Source organism: Streptomyces sp. NL15-2K, assembly GCF_030551255.1.
GTDB lineage: Bacteria > Actinomycetota > Actinomycetes > Streptomycetales > Streptomycetaceae > Streptomyces.
In genome coordinates this window covers 5,980,809-5,997,921 of the sequence record NZ_CP130630.1, presented here as the reverse complement: position 1 = coordinate 5,997,921, position 17,113 = coordinate 5,980,809, and the positions used below count along the sequence as shown (strand labels likewise).

The following is a 17,113-nucleotide window of genomic DNA, read 5'->3' as shown; positions in this document are numbered from 1 at the left end:
GCCCCTAGTCGGCTTGTGACCCGTCAGTCGGCTTGTGACCCGTCGTTGTCAGGCGCGGCGTCGCCCGTCACGTCGGTCACCTTCCAGCGCTGGTTGGGGCCGGAGTTCGGCGGCCACACCCCGACGCCGGCTCCGTCGTTCGTGGCCTGGCCGGAGACGTCCGGGAGCTGGCCGGTGGCGGCGTTGACGAGGGTCCAGGTGCCGTCGCCGGTCGTAGACATGATCCACTGAGCGGCGCTGTCGGGGCGGCCCTCGGCGGGCTCGGCCACCAGGGCGCCGTCACGGATCGCCAGGCGCTTCTCGCCCCCGGCGGCGGTGAACGCGTACCGCGTCCGGTTGTCCGTGCTACGGCCGATCCGGTCCAGCTGCCACTGCCGGCCGCTGGGGTCGGCCGCGTCGGCGGACCTGATGACGAGGCTCTTGCCGTCGGCGGCGATGGCGAGGTCCTTGCCGCTCTGCACGCCGGTCAGCCGGTAGGTGTGACCTTCCTGCAACTCCGCCGCGTCCTTCGCGACCCCGGACACGCCCTTGACCAGGAAGGACGTCACGGACTGGGCGGGCACGGTGACGGTGGCCTGCTTGCCGGTGACCCGGACGGCCTTCTGCCGTGCGAGCTTGCCGTCGGCGCTGGTGACCACCGGGGTGACGGTGGCACGGGAGGAGACGTGGCCGAACTTCGACAGGTCGAGGGTGACGTCGCGGGCTTCGGCGGTGCTGTTGACGTGGACGACCGTCGCCGCGTCGCCCTTGCGGGAGACCGCCGCGGTGCTGGAGGTGTCGTCCGTCTTGATCAGCCGGTCGCCGGGCTTGATGTAGTGAGTGAAGTTACGGGCGGTGTCGAACTTGGTGTTGGTGTAGATCGGACACGTCTCGAGGGTGTCCTCGGAGGTGCAGCTGAAGGGGAGCTGGATCTCGCCCCAGTTGCCGCCCTTCGCGGACTCGCCGCCGGGCTTCATGTTGTCGTAGTCCTCGACGGGCTGCCAGAACACCCAGGCACGGGGCTCCAGTTCACGCAGGTCGTCGACCATGCGCTGAGCCAGGCCGAGACCGGGCCGCATGTCCGTGAAGCTCTGGCCGTCGCCCCAGTCGCCCTCGACCTCGCTCATCCACAGCGGCTTGTCCGCGGCCTTGGCCAGGTCGCGCACGGTGGTGCGCTGGCCGGTGCCGTAGGTGTGGACGTTCATTTGTTCGACGAGGTCGCGCACCTCCTGGGGGTAGGAGTTCCAGTTGGTGGCGAAGGTGCCGGGGTTGGTCTCGTCCATCGCGGAGATCCCTGCGTCGGTGCGGGACTTCTCCAGGGTGGGGCCCAGCGCCCGGAGCACCTTCTGCTGGAGTTCGGGACCCATGTGGGCCCCTTCCTGACGGCCGCCGACGGGCTCGCCGTCCGGGCCGAGCTTGGTGCCCCAGTAGTTGGTGTTCGGCTCGTTGAACGGGTCCAGCGTGTCGACCTTGATGCCGTGCGCCTTCTCCAGCCGCTCGGTGGCGCCCACCAGATACTTGGCGAAGTCGTCCACCGACTCGGTCTTGAGCTGGTCCTTGCCCGCGTCGAAGTTGCCGGAGACGTAGCCGCTCTCGGTCATGAACCACGGCGGCGAGTTGCTGAACGTCTCCCAGTGGGTGATGTCCTTCTTGATGCGGTCCACCCACCAGCGCTGAGTGGCGTCGGCGTTCTTGTTCCAGTCGGCCGGGTCGTCGGCGTCCCACCAGTCGACGTCCTCGCGGGTGGTGCCCGCCGGGGCCTTCCACCAGCCCTCGACCGCTCCGCCGGCGCGCAGGTAGTCCTTGACGTCCGGGGCGTTGCCCCCGCCGATGTTGTAGCGGGCGATGTTCAGGGCCAGGCCGTCGTCACCGAAGAGGAGCTTGGCCAGCTTCTCGCGTATCGCGGGCGGGTAGTCGCCGGTGGCGTTGGCGAACCAGACGAGGCTGGTGCCCCAGCCCTCGAACTTCTCCTGCTTGTAGGAGGGGTCGGGCCGGACGGTGACCGAGGCGCCTGCGGCCGTGGTCTCGGCGTGCGCGGCGGGCAGTGAGGTGGTGGCCAGGACGGTCCCGGTGGCGAGGGCGGTGACGCCGATCCCCAGGAGCCGTCGCTTGCGGGTGCGGTGTGCCATCTCGAGTACTCCAACTCTTCTGCGTGCCGCGCGTCCCGGCGGCCACAGAGATCGGGGCCCGTGGGTGATGTTTACGTAAACATGCACTGGCGCGATGTCTACACCGTCCGAATCTCGACGGTCAAGGAGTCGTTCAGGACCGAAAGTTGCGGGAGGTCGGGCATGCGAGGGCAGGCGCGGGCAGGCGATGGGGGAGGCCCCCGGATCGGGGGGTGGGTTCTTCCGAACCAACTGTGCTACTGTGCTAAGAGTTGCAGTTTTGGTTACCAGAGACTTTTGAGTGCTCTTCCGACCTTTCGTCGACGAGCACTCTTTTCATGTCCGGATCTTTCCGGTCGGGTACTCGTTGTTGCGACGCCGGGTCCGCAAGGTGCGGACCCGGGCACTACCCTCAAGGGAGATTCAATATGGCATCTGGCACCGTGAAGTGGTTCAACGCGGAAAAGGGCTTCGGCTTCATCGAGCAGGACGGCGGCGGCGCTGACGTGTTCGCCCACTACTCGAACATCGCCACCTCCGGCTTCCGCGAGCTTCAGGAAGGCCAGAAGGTGACCTTCGACGTCACGCAGGGCCAGAAGGGCCCGCAGGCCGAGAACATCGTTCCCGCCTGACGCTGACGCGCAGTACATGGCCGGGGCCCGCACCCCTAGAGTGCGGGCCCCGGCTCATCGCATTTTCCTTGGCCTTGTGACCGCCGAACCGCACCCAGTGCTCGGCCGATCGGAAACCCCGCCCAGCTCTCGCGGCAGGTCCCGGTCTCTTTCGTTTTTCTTCGGCTCAGTCTTGCGAATCCTCATGCGGCCCGTCACCGCCGCTGGGAGCGATTCCTCGATACGTGCCGCATCGAGGAAGGTTCCCATGAACCGCACAGCTCGCACGAACAACGGCTCCTCCCGCTCCCGTACCGACAGGGGCTCGGCCGGCTCCGCTCGGGGCAACCGCGCCCGCTCTCAGGGGACGGATCGCCAGAGCGCTCCTTCCCGTTCGGCCAATGCCGGGCGGGGCGGTCGCGGGGGTCGTCCCGCCGCGCCCGGCGGGGAGTTCGCCCTGCCGGTCACCCACACCCCGGCACTGCCGCCGGTCGAGGCGTTCGCCGACCTCGACATGCCCGAGCGTCTGCTGACCACGCTCGGCGCCGAAGGCGTGACCGCCCCGTTCCCGATCCAGGCCGCGACCCTGCCGAACTCGCTGGCCGGCCGGGACGTCCTGGGCCGCGGGCGCACGGGGTCGGGCAAGACCCTCGCCTTCGGCCTCGCCATGCTGGCCCGTACCGAGGGGCAGCGGGCCGAGCCCCGGCATCCGCTGGCGCTCGTCCTCGTACCCACCCGTGAGCTGGCCCAGCAGGTCAACGACGCCCTCACCCCCTACGCCCGCGCGCTGCGCCTGCGGATCGCCACGGTGGTCGGCGGCCTGTCGATCGGCCGCCAGGCGAGCGCCCTGCGCGCCGGGGCCGAGATCGTCGTCGCTACGCCCGGCCGGCTCAAGGACCTCATAGACCGCGACGACTGCCGCTTGGACCGCGTCGCCATCACCGTCCTGGACGAGGCCGACCAGATGGCCGACATGGGGTTCATGCCGCAGGTGACCGCCCTGCTCGACCAGGTGCGGACCGACGGCCAGCGGATGCTGTTCTCGGCCACGCTGGACCGCAATGTCGACCGTCTCGTACGCCGCTACCTGCACGACCCCGTGGTGCACTCGGTCGACCCGTCCGCGGGCGCGGTCACCACGATGGAGCACCACCTGCTCCACGTGGACGAGGCCGACAAGCACGCCACCACGACGGAGATCGCCGCCCGCGACGGCCGCGTGATCATGTTCCTGGACACCAAGCACGCGGCGGACCGGCTGGCCAAGCGGCTCCTGGCCGTCGGCGTGCGTGCCGCGGCCCTGCACGGCGGCAAGTCCCAGTCCCAGCGCACCCGGACCCTGGCCCAGTTCAAGGAGGGCCACGTCACGGCTCTGGTGGCCACCAACGTCGCGGCCCGCGGTATCCACGTCGACGACCTCGACCTCGTCGTCAACGTCGATCCGCCCAGCGACCACAAGGACTACCTGCACCGCGGCGGCCGCACCGCCCGCGCCGGCGAGTCCGGCACCGTCGTGACGCTGGTCCTGCCCCACCAGCGCCGCGAGATGACCCGCCTGATGGCCGACGCCGCCATCACCCCGCAGACCACCCGCGTCCGCTCGGGCGAGGCCGAACTGACCCGCATCACCGGTGCCCAGGCACCCACGGGCGTGCCCGTCGTCCTCACTCCGCCGGTCACCGAAAAGCGCACCGAACGCAACGGCTCCTCCCCGCGCGGACGACGCGGCCGCCCCGCCCAGGGCCGCCGCCGCGCCCCCGCCAGGGGGACGGGCCGCTGAGAACCGGCGCCCCCGATGGCACATCGGGGGCGCCGGTGCCGACCCGCTCGCGGGATGTGTCAGTGGTGGAGGAGGACCTTCTCCTTGGCCCGGCGGAACTCCTCGTCGGAGATGTCGCCGCGGGCCCGGATCTCCGAGAGCTTGGCGAGTTGATCCACCTCGCGTGGCCCCGGTGCCGCCCGCCGCTGCTGATCTGACCCACCACGGCGAGCGCCGCCAGGACGAGGACCACGACGCGGAGCCAGGTGCCGATCACGTCCAGCAGACGCATGCCGTCCTGGGCCTCGTTCAGTTTGTCGGTGCGCAGCAGGGTGATCGTCTTGTCGACCTCGGGCGCGGACTCGCGGCTGGTCACCACCTTGTTCACGATGTCGTGGACGGCCGAGTTGAGCGCGCCCTTCAGCGGGCCGGTCAGGGCATGGGCGCCTTGGACCACCTGAGGTCGCGCCCCTGCCTGCTCCAGTGCCTGAGCGGCGGCCGCGGTGATGGCGGCGACATCGATGTTGTCGACGACGCGCTTGGTGAGCCGGTCGGTGTCGGAGACCTCGGAGTCCACCCAGGCCGCGATCACGGCGGGCGGCGCCAGGAGGAAGGCCGGCAGCAGCAGTAGGGAGGCGGCCGTATAGCGCAGGGGCCGGTGACGAACGGTCGCCGCCTTGCGCAGCCGTTCGTACTCGTCTCGTACCGCCCCGCTCAAGGCAGGGCCGTCGGCCGGACGGTCAGGGCCTTCCACTCAGGCTTCTTCCAGGGCCTCGCCGAACTCGCGCAGTACCCGGCCGTGATGGCTGTGCGCGAGTTGGTGTCCGACCGCCAGGACCATCGCCATCGGCCATTCGATGATCTCGAAGGCTGCCAGTACGCCGACGCCGGCGAGGAAGGCGAGTTGCTCGGGAGGGAGCAGTTCGAGCCGAGTGCCCAACACGTCGAGAGTCACGGTGTGGTGTGCGACGGCGCGTTCAGCGGCCGCGCCTGCCGACTTCGCGTCCGCGTCCGCGACACCGGGCTGGGCGGGGCGGGCATCCCGTGGGGTGACAGTTGATGCGGTCATGGTTGCCATCCGATCCATCGTCGACGCCAAGCCGTCGGCGATGCGTTTTGGCAGGTTTTGCCGTCTTGTCAACCATATCGACGGACTTCGGACGTCGCATTGCCGAGCGGCGGGCCGAGCATGACGGCGATGTCGCCGGGCTGCGGTGAGGGTGCGGCGCGGCCGTCGGCGGGCACCAGCCGGCCGTCGGGACGTACCAGGAGCAGCAGGTCGTGCCGGTCCGGGAGCGTGCCGGCCGTGGTGTCGACGCGGTGCGTCACGATGTGGGCCCCCTGCGCGTGCCTGCGGGCCACGCCGAGGCGGGTGAGTCCCGGAGCCAGCAGGGTGTCGTCACCGCCGTAGGGAGCGACGACGCCGTGGTCGCCGCTGCGTGGTCCGAGGCGGTGGACCGGAATTCCCGCGCCGCGGCTCAGCACCGTGGACGCATGACGGCGATGTCGCCGGGCTGCGGTGCAGGTGCGGCGCGGCCGTCGGCGGGCACCAGCCGGCCGTCGGGACGTACCAGGAGCAGCAGGTCGTGCCGGTCCGGGAGCGTTCCGGCCGTGGTGTCGACGCGGTGCGTAACGATGTGGGCCCCCTGCGCGTGCCGGTGGGCCACGCCGAGGCGAGTGAGTCCCGGAGCCAGCAGGGTGTCGTCACCGCCGTAGGGAGCGACGACGCCGTGGTCGCCGCTGCGTGGTCCGAGGCGGTGGACCGGAATTCCCGCGCCGCGGCTCAGCACCGTGGACGCATGACGGCGATGTCGCCGGGCTGCGGTGCAGGTGCGGCACGGCCGTCGGCGGGCACCAGCCGGCCGTCGGGACGTACCAGGAGCAGCAGGTCGTGCCGGTCCGGGAGCGTTCCGGCCGTGGTGTCGACGCGGTGCGTAACGATGTGGGCCCCCTGCGCGTGCCGGTGGGCCACGCCGAGGCGAGTGAGTCCCGGGGCGAGCAGGGTGTCGTCACCGCCGTAGGGAGCGACGACGCCGTGGTCGCCGCTGCGTGGTCCGAGGCGGTGGACCGGAATTCCCGCGCCGCGGCTCAGCACCGTGGACGCCAGGGCGTTGAAGTCGTCCTCGTCCGTGAGGAGCAGCACGGCAGTGATGCCCTCGAGCCGGGCCCCGCGTCCCGTGGCCGCCGCCAGCAGTTCTCCCGGCGCCAGTTCCAGGCCCGCTTCCCGGATACGTTCGCGCTGTTCCTCGGAGCCCGCCCACATCAGCACCTCCAGCCCGGCCGATCGCAGTGCGCGCGCCAATTCGACCGCCCACGGGTCGCCGCCGACCAGGAGGGGGCGGGCGCGGGCGGGACGGACGGCTCCCAGGCGGCGGGCGACGGGCGCCGCCGTCAGGCCGTAGAGCGTCACGGTCGCGGCGATCGTCAGAAAGGTGGCCGGAAGAATCTTGGAAGCCCCGCCGATGCCCGCGGTGACCAGGCCGGAAGGCGGCCACCTGCCGGGTACGGGAGCGCAGCACCGAGGCCGCGACGCTCCGCCCGTCCGGACAGGCCGCCCGCAACGCCTCCCACTCGCCCGCCGTGCGCCGCATCGGATCAGCGTCGGGGCCGGTGGGCCAGGTCGCCAGCACCGCGTCGGTGATCTGGGTACGCCACCAGGCCGAACGCAGCGCCCGCCCGGCCTGCTCCTCGGCGACCCGCCGCACCCGGTCAGGAACGTACAGTCCTTCGCGCACGGTGGCCGCCCAGCCCAGCATCCGCAGCGCCATCCACGCGTTCGACGGCAACCGCACCCCCGACCGGTCCCGCCCGGAGGCGAGTTGGGCCAGATCCGGACGGTTCCAACGGGCGCCGGTCACCGACGTGCACATGCTCTCGACCAGAGCGGTCAGCCAGCCCACCCGCTCACCGAGCGCATCAACCCCCAGCACCTCGCCGGTGACGGCATCCAGGCCACGGAACGCGCACGCCACCCGCTCGGCCTCCCCCTCACCCAGCCCGACCTTCCGCCGCACCCTGTCACCCCCCACCCGGCCACCCAGAACTGCTGTCCGATCATCGAACTCACCTACACAACGCACCCCGCCCAGAAAGGTCACGCAGCAACCGCAAGAGCCCCGAAGAGACCGGAAGAATCACAGCAACACCAAGGAAACCCAAGCCAATCGATCCACCGTTAGCGACCCTGATCACGGTGCGGCGCGTGTGCCCACGGAGCTTTCGCGGGTCGAGACCGAGCCCGGCGTCGTAAAGGATCATCGCCACGGACAGCGACACCAAAGGCTCGAAGGCCGCTCCCAGCAACCGGTCGGGGTGGATGTCATCGGTCAGAGCCCCCGCGACGAAGCCCGCCGGGAGCAGGATGATCAGCGCCGGAACGCGCACACGGGTGGCGACCACCTGGGATCCGACCGCGAGTACGAACGTCAGGCCCACGCCGAAAAGGATCTCGTCGGTTGTCACCGCTCGCCCTCCTCGCCACCTCTCCCACCCCTCACGTCGCCCCCCCGTGTGCCTCCCATGGTGTCTCGGCGGGAAGCCCTCGGCCTGTCGTGGGCATGGGCAGCCGACGGAGCCGACCGACATGCGGATCCCCCGGTCGAGTGGTCCACTGGACAAGGGGAGTTGCTATGGGCGTGAGGAGTTGCCGTGAGCAACGAAAGCGACGCATTCGACGACGTGGGCCCCATCGATTACCTGGTGGTCGAGTACCCGGGCAGCCGCCCCACCGGTGAAGCCCTTCCGTTCCTCGTCGACTTGGTCGACCGCGGCCTGATCCGCATCCTTGATCTCCTCTTCGTCCGCAAGAACCCCGACGGTTCCGTCGCAGCGGTCGACCTGGCGAATGTCGTCCAGGACGAAAACCCGGACCTCGCCGTGTTCGAAGGCGCCCCCTCCGGACTGTTCGGTCAGGACGACATCGAAGAGGCAGCAACGGTGATCGGCCCAGGCAGTACGGCCGCCCTCGTCATGTACGAGAACCGCTGGGCCGCCCCCCTTTCCCATGCCATGAGGCGCAGCGGCGCTCGACTGGTGGCCGCCGGGAGGATCCCCGTTCCGGACGTCATCGCGGCCCTCGATTCGATCGAGGCCGCGGGGCCCGGCGCCAGGCCGTGAACCCGCGCAGAGCACAGGAGGTGCCGACCGTGCCAGGTCTTCTTCGCGGAGTTGCCCGTACCGCCGCCATCGCCGGCACGGCGACGGCGGTGTCGAACCGCGTGTCCCGGCGACAGGCGGGCCGGTGGGCCCAGCAGGAAACCCCGCAGACCGCGCCCGCGCAGCCTGCGTCCACGTCACCGGAGGACAAGATCGCCCTGCTGAAGGAACTGGGCGAACTGAAAAAACAGGGTGTGCTGACCGACGCGGAGTTCGAGGACCAGAAGCGCAAGATCCTCTACGGGTGACCACCAGTTGTGGACAGCCTGAACATCCTGCCGCTCGCAGCCCACATCTTCAGAATTTAATCAGCCATGCCCTTTCATCGGATACATGGGATAGTCGCCGATGGCCGACTTTCATTCCCCCAAATGCCCGATGCCTGCCCCGGCGCGGTGCTCGTTAGGTGGTTGTGACTTGGAAGGAAAGGCATGCAGGTGAAGCTCGTCCGCGCCTCTCGCACGAGGGAGGTTCCGGAGAACCGGAAAAGCGGATCTTCTTCCCAGCTGATCAGACCATTACGGAAAGCAGCACCGTCTGGCTCGAGTTGGCCGGCGGGAGGGTGAGCCTCAAGCACTGCTCGGACCTGCTTGAGGACTTCCTGGAAACCATCAGCCGGATGGAGAGTGATTACCTGCGGGCCGCGGTGGAAGGACATGACACCCCAGCGCAGCCGTCGGCCGGTCCAAGGCTCGTGCTCTGAACGAAGCATTCTGAACCGGAGCGCGGCGGGGTCAAGGATGGACAGGATTCAGGATGAGAACCGACTATGACGCGGTAAACCAATATCCCAATTACACTGAGCCATTTGAGACGCAGCACATCTGGCACGTCCCTGATCCGGCGCTCTCGTCGGACGGATGGGATCCGGATGAAGAACTGGCTCAGATGCTGCACACGACGACGCACAGCATGGATCCGGTTCCTCCCCCACTGGACATCCATACGCGCCCGCGCCGCCCGGCCAGTCGACGGCGACCCCGGCCAGGGGGTCACATCGTTGCCGGAAATTCCAGGATCATCACCGTCGCGATCCTGATCGCGATGATCACCATGTGCGCGGTGACGATGCTGAGCTGGTCCATCTCTTATTCGTACGAACAGCTGCACAGCATCGCGCTGCTGGTGGTGTCGGAGAAGTTGGCGCAATGGTGGCCGCTGACGGTGTACGGGCCGTGGCTCGTGGCGGGTTTATCCATCCTGCGGGCATCCGTTCAGTACCGGACCGCTCGGCGGTCCTGGGCCGTGATGCTGCTCTCCTCCGGCACGGCGGTAGCGCTGTGCATCGGACAGTCACCGCATTCTCTGCTGGCGATGGTGATCGTCGGAATTCCACCGATCACCGCCCTGGTCTGTTTCCGTGAACTCGTCGGCCAGTTCACGCCTCGGCACTGCCCCCGGCACGCCGCCGACTCCGTGAACGGGCCCAAGCAGACCAGGCCGTAGACCGACACGGCGCCTCAGCCTCGTACAACCTCCCCCGTTCCGCGACGAGCCCCAGGTCATTGGCCTGGGGCTCGTTCGCTGTTCAGGGGCGCCGTGTGGCCCACCCCCGCGACGGCCTGCCCTGAGGGCTGGAGGAAGCTTGGACGCGTTCCGATTTCTTCAACTCTCAAGGAGACACACGGACATGACTAGCCATCTGCCACGCCGCAGGACCGTACTGAGTGGACTGGTCGGCGGCCTGGCGCTGACCGCCGGCGCGGCCGGAGCCGGACCCGGAGCCGGAGCGGCATGGGCGTCGGGGCGGGAACACGGCGGCCGTGGGGTGAGTGCGGAGCCGTATGTTCCGATACCGGTGGGCCGTGGCGGCGGCCCCGCCGAGACGGACCGGGTGCACGTGCTGAAGGTCGGGCCGGAGCGGGCGGAGACCGTGGTGGTCCTGGTGCCGGGCATGTTCGGCGCGGCCAATGACTTCCGGCTGGTGGCCGGGGACCTGGTGCGGGCGGTGCCCGGGATCCAGGTGTGGGCGTTCGACCGGCGGGAGGAGAACCTGGCCGACCGCACCGGGTTCGCCACCCCCGACCCGGCCGCGTACTACCTGGACGGCCACTACCGCTCGCAGGACCCGGCCGCCTCCGGATACGCCGCCGACTGGGGTCTGCGGCTCACCCTGGAGGACCTGCGTACGGTGGTCCTGGCGGCCGGTGCCGGTGGCCGGCGGCGGGTGGTGCTGGGCGGTCACTCCTGGGGCGCGACGACCGTGCTGGCGTACGCCGCCTGGGACTTCGACGGACACCCCGGGTACCGGGACCTCGCGGGCCTGGCGCTGATCGACGGCGGTGTCCTCGGGGCGTTCGAGGGAACGGGCGCGCCGGTCCAGGACTCGCCCGAGGAGGTGCGGGAGCGGCTCGCGGCCATCGAGGGCGGTGCCGTCTTCGACATGACGCTCAGTGCGGTCGGCCTGGGCAGCCGCGCGGAGAGTACGCAGATCTGGTACCAGCTCGCCGGCTGGTACGCGCGTGTCGACCCGGAGGGCCGGTCGGTCCTGCAGCCCCGGCTGCCCGACGCGCTGCGGCTGCCGTATCCGATCACCAACGCCGCCCTGCTGGGCACGCTGGTGGACGCCGGGTTCGGCTGGCCGAACGACATCAGCGTGCACTCGGGACGCGTCGCCGACAGCGGTGCCGGTGATGACGTACGCGGGTGGATCGACGAGGGCATCACGCCCATCGGCCGTGTCGCGGCGGCGTACGCGGGCCCGGAACCGGCGGTCTGGGAGTGGTACTGGCCGTCGCGGCTGTCGGTGGACCTCGACGTCACCGACGCCTACGCCGACACGGACCTCGCCCGTTCCCTCGGGCTCCGGCTGCGGCACGCCACGCGGATCGACGTACCGCTCTACGCCTTCCAGACGAGCTACTCCCACGGCACGGTCCTGACCGGGGCGCAACGCGTCGTAACCGGTTCCCGAATCCCGTACACCACTTACGAGACGGACGAGGGAATGAACCATCTGGACCCGCTGTTCGCCGCCACCGCGCAGAACACGATGACCCGTACGTTCGCCGGGTTTCTTGCACGGGGGTAGTGAGACCTCAGCCCCGCGTACTACCGTCCCCCCGACGGAAAACGCTTACTACTCATGACTCAGGTCGGGGCCGGAGAGTGCGATGAGAACTTCAGAAGACGGGGCGCTGTCCCGCCGCGGGATGCTCAAGGGCGCGGCCGTCACCGCCGGGACGGCCGCGGTGGGGCTCGGCGCCACGCGGCCGGCCCTCGCGGCGGACGCCCCGGTCGGTGCGGCGCCCCGCGCGACCTCGCGCATGGGCGGCACGTCCATCACCGTGTCGGTGGTGGACGGTGCGCTCCGGTGGTCCGCCACCCGCAACGGCAGGACGGTGATCGACACCTCGGCCCTGGGCCTCAGGCTGGCCGACGGGACCGTCCTCGGCAGCGACGTGACGCTCCTCCGGGACGACTACCGGACCACCCGCACCACCTGGTCCCCCGTGTACGGGCGCAACGCGACCGTCACCGACCAATACCAGGAGCAGCGCTGGACCCTCCAGGACACCGCCTCGGGGATCCGCTTCGGCGTCCAGATCCGCGCGTACAAGGCCGGCGTGGCCCTGCGCTACATCCTCCTCGAAAAGGGCACCACGACCATCACCGACGAACTGACAACGTTCGTCTTCCCGGACGAAACCACCGTCTACAGCGCCCGCGACGAGGACGTGTACGTGCCGGTCGCCCCCGACGCGATCCCCTCCACCGGCACGTCGAGCACGGACCAGGGCCCTCTGACCGACCTGCCGCTGACCGCCGCCCTCTCCAACGGGTACATCGCCTGCGTCTGCGAGTCCTCCCGCCTGAACTTCCCCCGTCTGATGCTCAGTTCGGTCCCCGGGCAGCCGGGCGCCCTCTCCGCCTTCCTGATGGAGCACACCGCCCGCGGCAGCGGCCCGGTCGAGACGGCCGCCACGGTCACCACCCCGTTCGCCACGCCGTGGCGCGCGGTGGTGATCGGGTCCACGCACGCCGAGCTGGTCGACAACGCCGAGTTGGTGCTCAACCTCGCCCCGCCCACCGCCCTGACCGACACCTCCTGGATCAAGCCGGGCAAGGTCTTCCGCTGCGAGCTCAGCACCGCCGCCGGCCTCGCGGGCGTCGACTTCGCCGTGGCCCGCGGCGTGGAATACATCGAGTACGACGCCGGCTGGTACGGCCCCGAGTTCACCACCACGGACGCCACGACCCCGATCGCCGCCATCGACATGCCGTCCGTCATCTCGTACGCCACGAGCAAGGGCATCGGCGTCTTCCTCTACGTCAACCGAATCGCGCTGACCGACGCGGACTCACTCTTCGGCCTCTACAAGAGCTGGGGCGTCGCGGGCATCAAGCTCGGCTTCATCAACGAAGGCACCCAGTCGATGACGAACCAGATCACCGGCTGGGCACGGACGGCCGCCGAGTACGAGCTGCTGATCGACATGCACGACGACGTCCGCCCGTTCGGCTACGAGCGCACCTACCCCAACTACATCAGCCTGGAAGGCGTCCGCGGCAACGAGCAGTTCCCGACCGCCACCCACAACGTGACGCTGCCCTTCGCCCGCAACATCGGCGGCCCGATCGACTACACCATCTGCTACGGCCAGTCGCGCAACAAGACGACCAACGCCCACCAGATGGCGATGGCCGCGGTCTACTACCAGCCCCTCAACTTCCTCTTCTGGTACGACAAGCCGTCCAAGTACGCCAACCCGGCCGGCTGGCCAGGACTGCCCTGGTTCAACGCCGTCCCCACGACCTGGGACGAGAGCAGGACCCTGACCGGATCGATCGGCGAGTACGTGGCGGTCGCCCGCCGGGGCGGCTCCACCTGGTACCTCGGGGCGATGACCAACGAGACGGCCCGCACGCTGCCGATCCCGCTGTCGTTCCTGGGCAGCGGAACGTACACGGCGACCGTCTACGCCGACGGCACGCCGGGCAGCAGCCCGTTCCGCACCCCGGTCGTGGTCGGTACGCGGACCGTCACCTCGGAGACCACACTGGACGTGACCATGGCCCCCGCAGGCGGCCAGGCAATCATCCTGAAGCAGAACTGAATCCAGGAATTGGCAGATCTGTTCCACCTGCGCGAGGGAAAACCGCAGGTCACGTAGCCGTGCCGGTGGAACAGATCTGCCAATTACTCCCCTTGGCACCGGGGGCACCAGAGTGTGGCTCGGCCCGTCATGCGGGTGCGGTGGAGGTGGGTGCCGCAGCGTGGGCAGGTTGGGTCAGGGTCGTCTCGGTGGCCCGTGAGCCAGGAGTCGCGTGGGGGGACGCAGCCGGCGGTGACCGCGGAGCGGAGCGTGCGGCGCATGGTCGTGTAGAGGTGGCGGCGTTCCGGCTCCGTGAGGTCGCTCGAGCGGGTCGCGGGGCTCAGTTCGGCTCGCCACAGGATCTCGTCGGCGAGCAGGTTGCCGAGGCCGGCCAGGACCGACTGGTCGGTCAGGACCGCCTTGACGCGGCCGCGGTGTGAAGCCAGCGCGGCCTCGAAGTCGTCGCGGTCCACCGTCAGCGCGTCCGGGCCCTGATCGTCCAGCAGTCGTGCGATGTCGGAGTCGTCCTCGGCCAGCCACAGGCCCTGGAGCTTGCGCTGGTCGCGGTAGCGGAGCTGGCGGTCGGTGGCCACGGTGAACAGGACGCGGTCGTGGGGCTCGGGCTCGTCGGAGGGGTCGGCGCAGAGCAGTCGGCCGGTCATGCCGAAGTGGAGGATGAGGGTGGGGCCGCCCGTGTGGGCCAGCAGCCACTTGCCGTGGCGCTCCGGTGTGGTGAACCGCCGGCCTTCCAGTGCCTCGCGCAGCCGCCGCTCGCTCATATCGTGCAGGACGCCCGTGTCGCGTACGTCGACCTGGCGGATGACCCGGCCCTTCGCGCAGGACTCGAGTACCTTCCGGAATCCCTCGACGTCTGGCAGCTCAGGCATGGGGCACATCCTCTCGCCCGGACGGGACAACGCCCCCCCCTTCTTCAGGATGCCCGCAGCAACCCCAACCCCGCGAACATGTCCCGGCACCACGCCAGCGCCGTGTCCATCGACTTCCACTGGCTGTCCTGCGGTGACAGGTAGGGGAGGACGTAGGGATTCGTGATGCCCTCCGGGAGATCCTCCGGAAAGCAGTCGTACGACTCATGCCCGTAGTTCGTGTCGTACAGGCGGCGGGCCACCGGCTCCGGAGCGCTGTCCCACACCGCGAAGCACAGGCGACGCAGCATCGCCGGATGCGCCATCACGAACATCAGCCGCCCGATGTCCAGCGGCTCCGCCGCCGAGATCACGCGCGCCACCGAGACGAACCGGTCCGTCCTGCTGACGTAGGAGCAGTCGCCCGACCAGATCTCGACGCTGTGCCCCGACGCGATGATGGACGAGCACAAGGCGGCCAGGGCCACGCCCCGGTTGTGTACGGCCGAGTGCGGGGTGGTGTTGACGTAGCCGGTCGGAATCAGGAACGTCACCACCCGGCCGCGTGCCGAGATCCGCTGCGGCACCGAGTCCACCATGCACTCCGGTACGCCGCTCAGGTAGACGCCGACGTCCACCTCGCTGCCGGTCACGTCCCAGGCGGGTACCAGTGCGGTGGTCAGCACCTCCTCCTGGACCCGTTCGCGCAGCTCGGCCACCTCGGCCTCCACCTCGGGAAGCACGGTGGTCCACCCGTCCTCGGCCAGCCGCAGTGTCTCCTCCCACGTCGCGCCGGCCCAGTTGTCGTCCCTGGGGCGCCGACCTGCTCCGTCGATGCTGTCGGGCGCGCGGGCCCGGTCCACGAACTCCTGCCAGGACCAGATCGGGGGCAGTGCGTGGACGGTGTCCTGCGGCCCCGGGTCGACCTGACTCACTGCCCGCCGTCCTCTCCGCCCTCTCCCAGCCCCAGCGCCGAACGGTGTGCCGCGGACATGCCCCGCACCACCCGCCACCGGATCGCCTGCTCCACGCTCGCCCCCGCCTGAAGCAGCTTCGCCGCGTCGATGCCGGCCCGGGGCGAGAACATCACCGGCAGCCGCTTCTCGGCCGCGGTGGCACGCAGCCGCCGTACCTTCTCGATCACCCGAAGGGTGTCCTCCTGCCGTGCGGGCGCGTGCGCGAGGGCGAGGCGCTCCTCGAGGTCCTCGTCCACCGGTACGTCGATGACGACGAAGCGGTCCAGGGTCGCCGCGTCCAGCGCCTGGCGGCCCACGTACTGCCGGTCGCCGCCGGTGCCGTACGTGTTCGCGGTGGCGATGAGGCGGAACTGCGGGTGCGCGGCGACCATGCCGTCGGCGAAGGCGCAGGAGCGGATGGACAGGGCCTGGTTGAGCTCCGCGAGGAGACCGGGGTGGCCGCTGTCCAGTTCGTCGAGCAGCATCAGGCCGCCGTGCTCGAAGGCGCTGCGGAAGGGCGTGCCGTGGTAGGTCCCGTGCGCGTCGTAGTAGCCGAAGATCTTGCTCATCGGCGTCGTCGGGCCGAGCGAGAGGGCGTGGAACTCCTGCGAGAACGCCTCCGCGGCCTGCTGGGCCATCATCGACTTGCCGGTGCCGGCCGGACCGACCAGCAGGACGTGGCAGCCGGCGCCGAGGGCGAGCAGTACGTCCGGCAGTACGGCGTGGGTGTGGCCGGTGACGCGGACCGGGTCGGCGTCGGCCACCCTGACCTCCACGACGGGCGGCACCTTCTCGGCGACGGTCTCGAGGACCGCGCGGACCGCCTCGTCCCGGGCGAACTGGCCTACGGTCTCCGTCACCTGATCCCGCGCCGCGACCAGGGCAGTCCAGGCCTTCGACAGCGTCTTGTCCATGTTCCCCTGGGCCTCCGCCAGGTCGACCCGGATCTTCGAGAGCGCCTTCTTCAGCTCGCCCTGCGCCTCCTCCAGCTCCGTCCGCGCCTCCCCGAACTCCTCCTTCACCTCCCTCTGCGCCTGCCCCAGCGCCTCCTTGGCCTCCGTCCGGGCCTTCCCCAGTTCCTCCTTGGCCTCCGCCCGGGCCTTCCCCAGTTCGTCCTTGGCCTCCGCCCGGGCCTTCCCCAGTTCCTCCTTGGCCTCGCCCTGTGCCCGCTCCAGCGCCTGCTTCGCCTCGGCTCGCGCCTTCTCCAGCGCCTCCTCGACCGCCCGGCGGGACTCCGCGAGCGCCTCCGCCACGGCCTCGCGCGCCTCTTCCAGCGACTTGGCCGTCGCCTCGGCCGTGAGGCTCGCGGCGGTCTTCTCGGCGACGCGTTGCGCGGTCTCGGTGGCCGTGTTCCCGGCCGCCGCCTCGGCGGCCCGGACGATCTCCTCGGCGTGGGCGACGCGTTCGTCGGCGATGGAGCGGGCGACCTCGGTGGCCACGCGCTGCGCCGTCGTCTCCATGGTCTGTTCGGCATAGGGCGATCTGGCGAGTGCGTCGGCGTACCGCATGACGGTCTCGCTCGCTATGGCTCCCGCGATGTCGCGGACTTCGGCCCGAGTGGTATCACGCATGCGAGGAATTCTGACCGGGCCGGACGGGACCCCTCCCAGAACCACGTCCGAACCACCCCTTCGCGTGGCTCT

At 70.0% G+C, this 17,113-nt stretch carries 17 protein-coding genes and 2 pseudogenes; 9 read left to right on the top strand and 10 right to left on the bottom strand.

The features are described 5' to 3' along the window. Positions 1-23: 23 nt before the first annotated feature. Entirely contained in the window at positions 24-2,108 is a 2,085-nt protein-coding gene (locus tag Q4V64_RS26980; RefSeq protein ID WP_124445568.1) for a glycoside hydrolase, read from the bottom strand. 407 nt (positions 2,109-2,515) lie between these two features. On the opposite strand from Q4V64_RS26980, the gene Q4V64_RS26975 reads away from it, so the two are divergent. Both Q4V64_RS26975 and Q4V64_RS26970 read left to right on the top strand, forming a co-directional pair. Next, positions 2,516-2,719 (top strand): cold-shock protein, encoded by a 204-nt coding sequence (locus Q4V64_RS26975; RefSeq protein ID WP_007383480.1) that lies wholly within the window; start codon positions 2,516-2,518, stop codon positions 2,717-2,719. A gap of 247 nt (positions 2,720-2,966) precedes the next feature. Further along, positions 2,967-4,478, top strand: coding sequence for a DEAD/DEAH box helicase (locus Q4V64_RS26970; RefSeq protein WP_124445569.1), 1,512 nt, complete (start codon positions 2,967-2,969; stop codon positions 4,476-4,478). A gap of 59 nt (positions 4,479-4,537) precedes the next feature. On the opposite strand, the pseudogene Q4V64_RS55235 reads toward Q4V64_RS26970, so the two are convergent. Then, positions 4,538-4,636 (bottom strand): annotated as a pseudogene (locus Q4V64_RS55235) (SHOCT domain-containing protein); the annotation flags it as partial. A gap of 5 nt (positions 4,637-4,641) precedes the next feature. Between Q4V64_RS55235 and Q4V64_RS55230 the strand changes: the two are divergent. After that, on the top strand, positions 4,642-5,088 hold the full coding sequence (locus Q4V64_RS55230; protein WP_124445570.1) for a hypothetical protein: 447 nt from the start codon (positions 4,642-4,644) through the stop codon (positions 5,086-5,088). A gap of 123 nt (positions 5,089-5,211) precedes the next feature. Here Q4V64_RS55230 and Q4V64_RS26960 read toward each other — a convergent pair whose 3' ends face one another. The 5 genes and pseudogenes from Q4V64_RS26960 to Q4V64_RS26940 form a co-directional block, all read right to left on the bottom strand. Further along, a complete protein-coding gene (locus tag Q4V64_RS26960) occupies positions 5,212-5,526 on the bottom strand; it encodes a hypothetical protein (protein ID WP_124445571.1) in 315 nt (104 codons plus the stop codon). 68 nt (positions 5,527-5,594) lie between these two features. Continuing rightward, on the bottom strand, positions 5,595-5,942 hold the full coding sequence (locus Q4V64_RS26955) for a hypothetical protein (protein ID WP_303711907.1): 348 nt from the start codon (positions 5,940-5,942) through the stop codon (positions 5,595-5,597). Then, positions 5,936-6,247, bottom strand: coding sequence for a hypothetical protein (locus Q4V64_RS26950; RefSeq protein ID WP_303711906.1), 312 nt, complete (start codon positions 6,245-6,247; stop codon positions 5,936-5,938). The genes Q4V64_RS26955 and Q4V64_RS26950 overlap by 7 nt, the downstream gene beginning before the upstream one ends. Further along, positions 6,241-6,867 carry a hypothetical protein gene (locus Q4V64_RS26945; protein WP_303711904.1) on the bottom strand — a complete coding sequence of 209 codons (627 nt, stop codon included), beginning with the start codon at positions 6,865-6,867 and terminating at the stop codon, positions 6,241-6,243. The genes Q4V64_RS26950 and Q4V64_RS26945 overlap by 7 nt, the downstream gene beginning before the upstream one ends. Positions 6,868-7,538: 671 nt before the next feature. Next, positions 7,539-7,919 (bottom strand): annotated as a pseudogene (locus Q4V64_RS26940) (cation:proton antiporter); the annotation flags it as partial. 186 nt (positions 7,920-8,105) lie between these two features. On the opposite strand from Q4V64_RS26940, the gene Q4V64_RS26935 reads away from it, so the two are divergent. From Q4V64_RS26935 to Q4V64_RS26910, 6 genes are all read left to right on the top strand, one after another. Beyond that, positions 8,106-8,573, top strand: coding sequence for a DUF6325 family protein (locus Q4V64_RS26935; protein WP_253266989.1), 468 nt, complete (start codon positions 8,106-8,108; stop codon positions 8,571-8,573). Positions 8,574-8,602: 29 nt separating this feature from the next. After that, on the top strand, positions 8,603-8,860 hold the full coding sequence (locus Q4V64_RS26930) for an SHOCT domain-containing protein (RefSeq protein ID WP_124440539.1): 258 nt from the start codon (positions 8,603-8,605) through the stop codon (positions 8,858-8,860). 164 nt (positions 8,861-9,024) lie between these two features. Continuing rightward, positions 9,025-9,315, top strand: coding sequence for a hypothetical protein (locus Q4V64_RS26925; RefSeq protein WP_124440540.1), 291 nt, complete (start codon positions 9,025-9,027; stop codon positions 9,313-9,315). 53 nt (positions 9,316-9,368) lie between these two features. After that, a complete protein-coding gene (locus Q4V64_RS26920) occupies positions 9,369-10,058 on the top strand; it encodes a DUF2637 domain-containing protein (protein ID WP_124440541.1) in 690 nt (229 codons plus the stop codon). 184 nt (positions 10,059-10,242) lie between these two features. Then, positions 10,243-11,643, top strand: a complete 1,401-nt coding sequence (locus tag Q4V64_RS26915; RefSeq protein ID WP_124440542.1) for an alpha/beta hydrolase — start codon at positions 10,243-10,245, stop codon at positions 11,641-11,643. Between the two features lie 82 nt (positions 11,644-11,725). Beyond that, the gene (locus Q4V64_RS26910; protein ID WP_124440543.1) at positions 11,726-13,669 is read left to right on the top strand and encodes a glycoside hydrolase family 97 protein; all 1,944 of its coding nucleotides are present in this window, start codon (positions 11,726-11,728) and stop codon (positions 13,667-13,669) included. 83 nt (positions 13,670-13,752) lie between these two features. Here the strand turns inward: Q4V64_RS26910 and Q4V64_RS26905 are convergent, their stop codons facing one another. The 3 genes from Q4V64_RS26905 to Q4V64_RS26895 are packed head-to-tail and all read right to left on the bottom strand — an operon-like array spanning position 13,753 to position 17,041. Next, positions 13,753-14,535 (bottom strand): DNA-formamidopyrimidine glycosylase family protein, encoded by a 783-nt coding sequence (locus Q4V64_RS26905; protein ID WP_124440544.1) that lies wholly within the window; start codon positions 14,533-14,535, stop codon positions 13,753-13,755. Positions 14,536-14,579: 44 nt separating this feature from the next. Further along, complete coding sequence (locus Q4V64_RS26900; protein WP_124440545.1) at positions 14,580-15,449, bottom strand: hypothetical protein; 870 nt, start codon at positions 15,447-15,449, stop codon at positions 14,580-14,582. Then, positions 15,446-17,041 carry an AAA family ATPase gene (locus Q4V64_RS26895; RefSeq protein WP_124440546.1) on the bottom strand — a complete coding sequence of 532 codons (1,596 nt, stop codon included), beginning with the start codon at positions 17,039-17,041 and terminating at the stop codon, positions 15,446-15,448. Before Q4V64_RS26895 ends, Q4V64_RS26900 begins: the two co-directional genes overlap by 4 nt. Positions 17,042-17,113 lie beyond the last annotated feature (72 nt).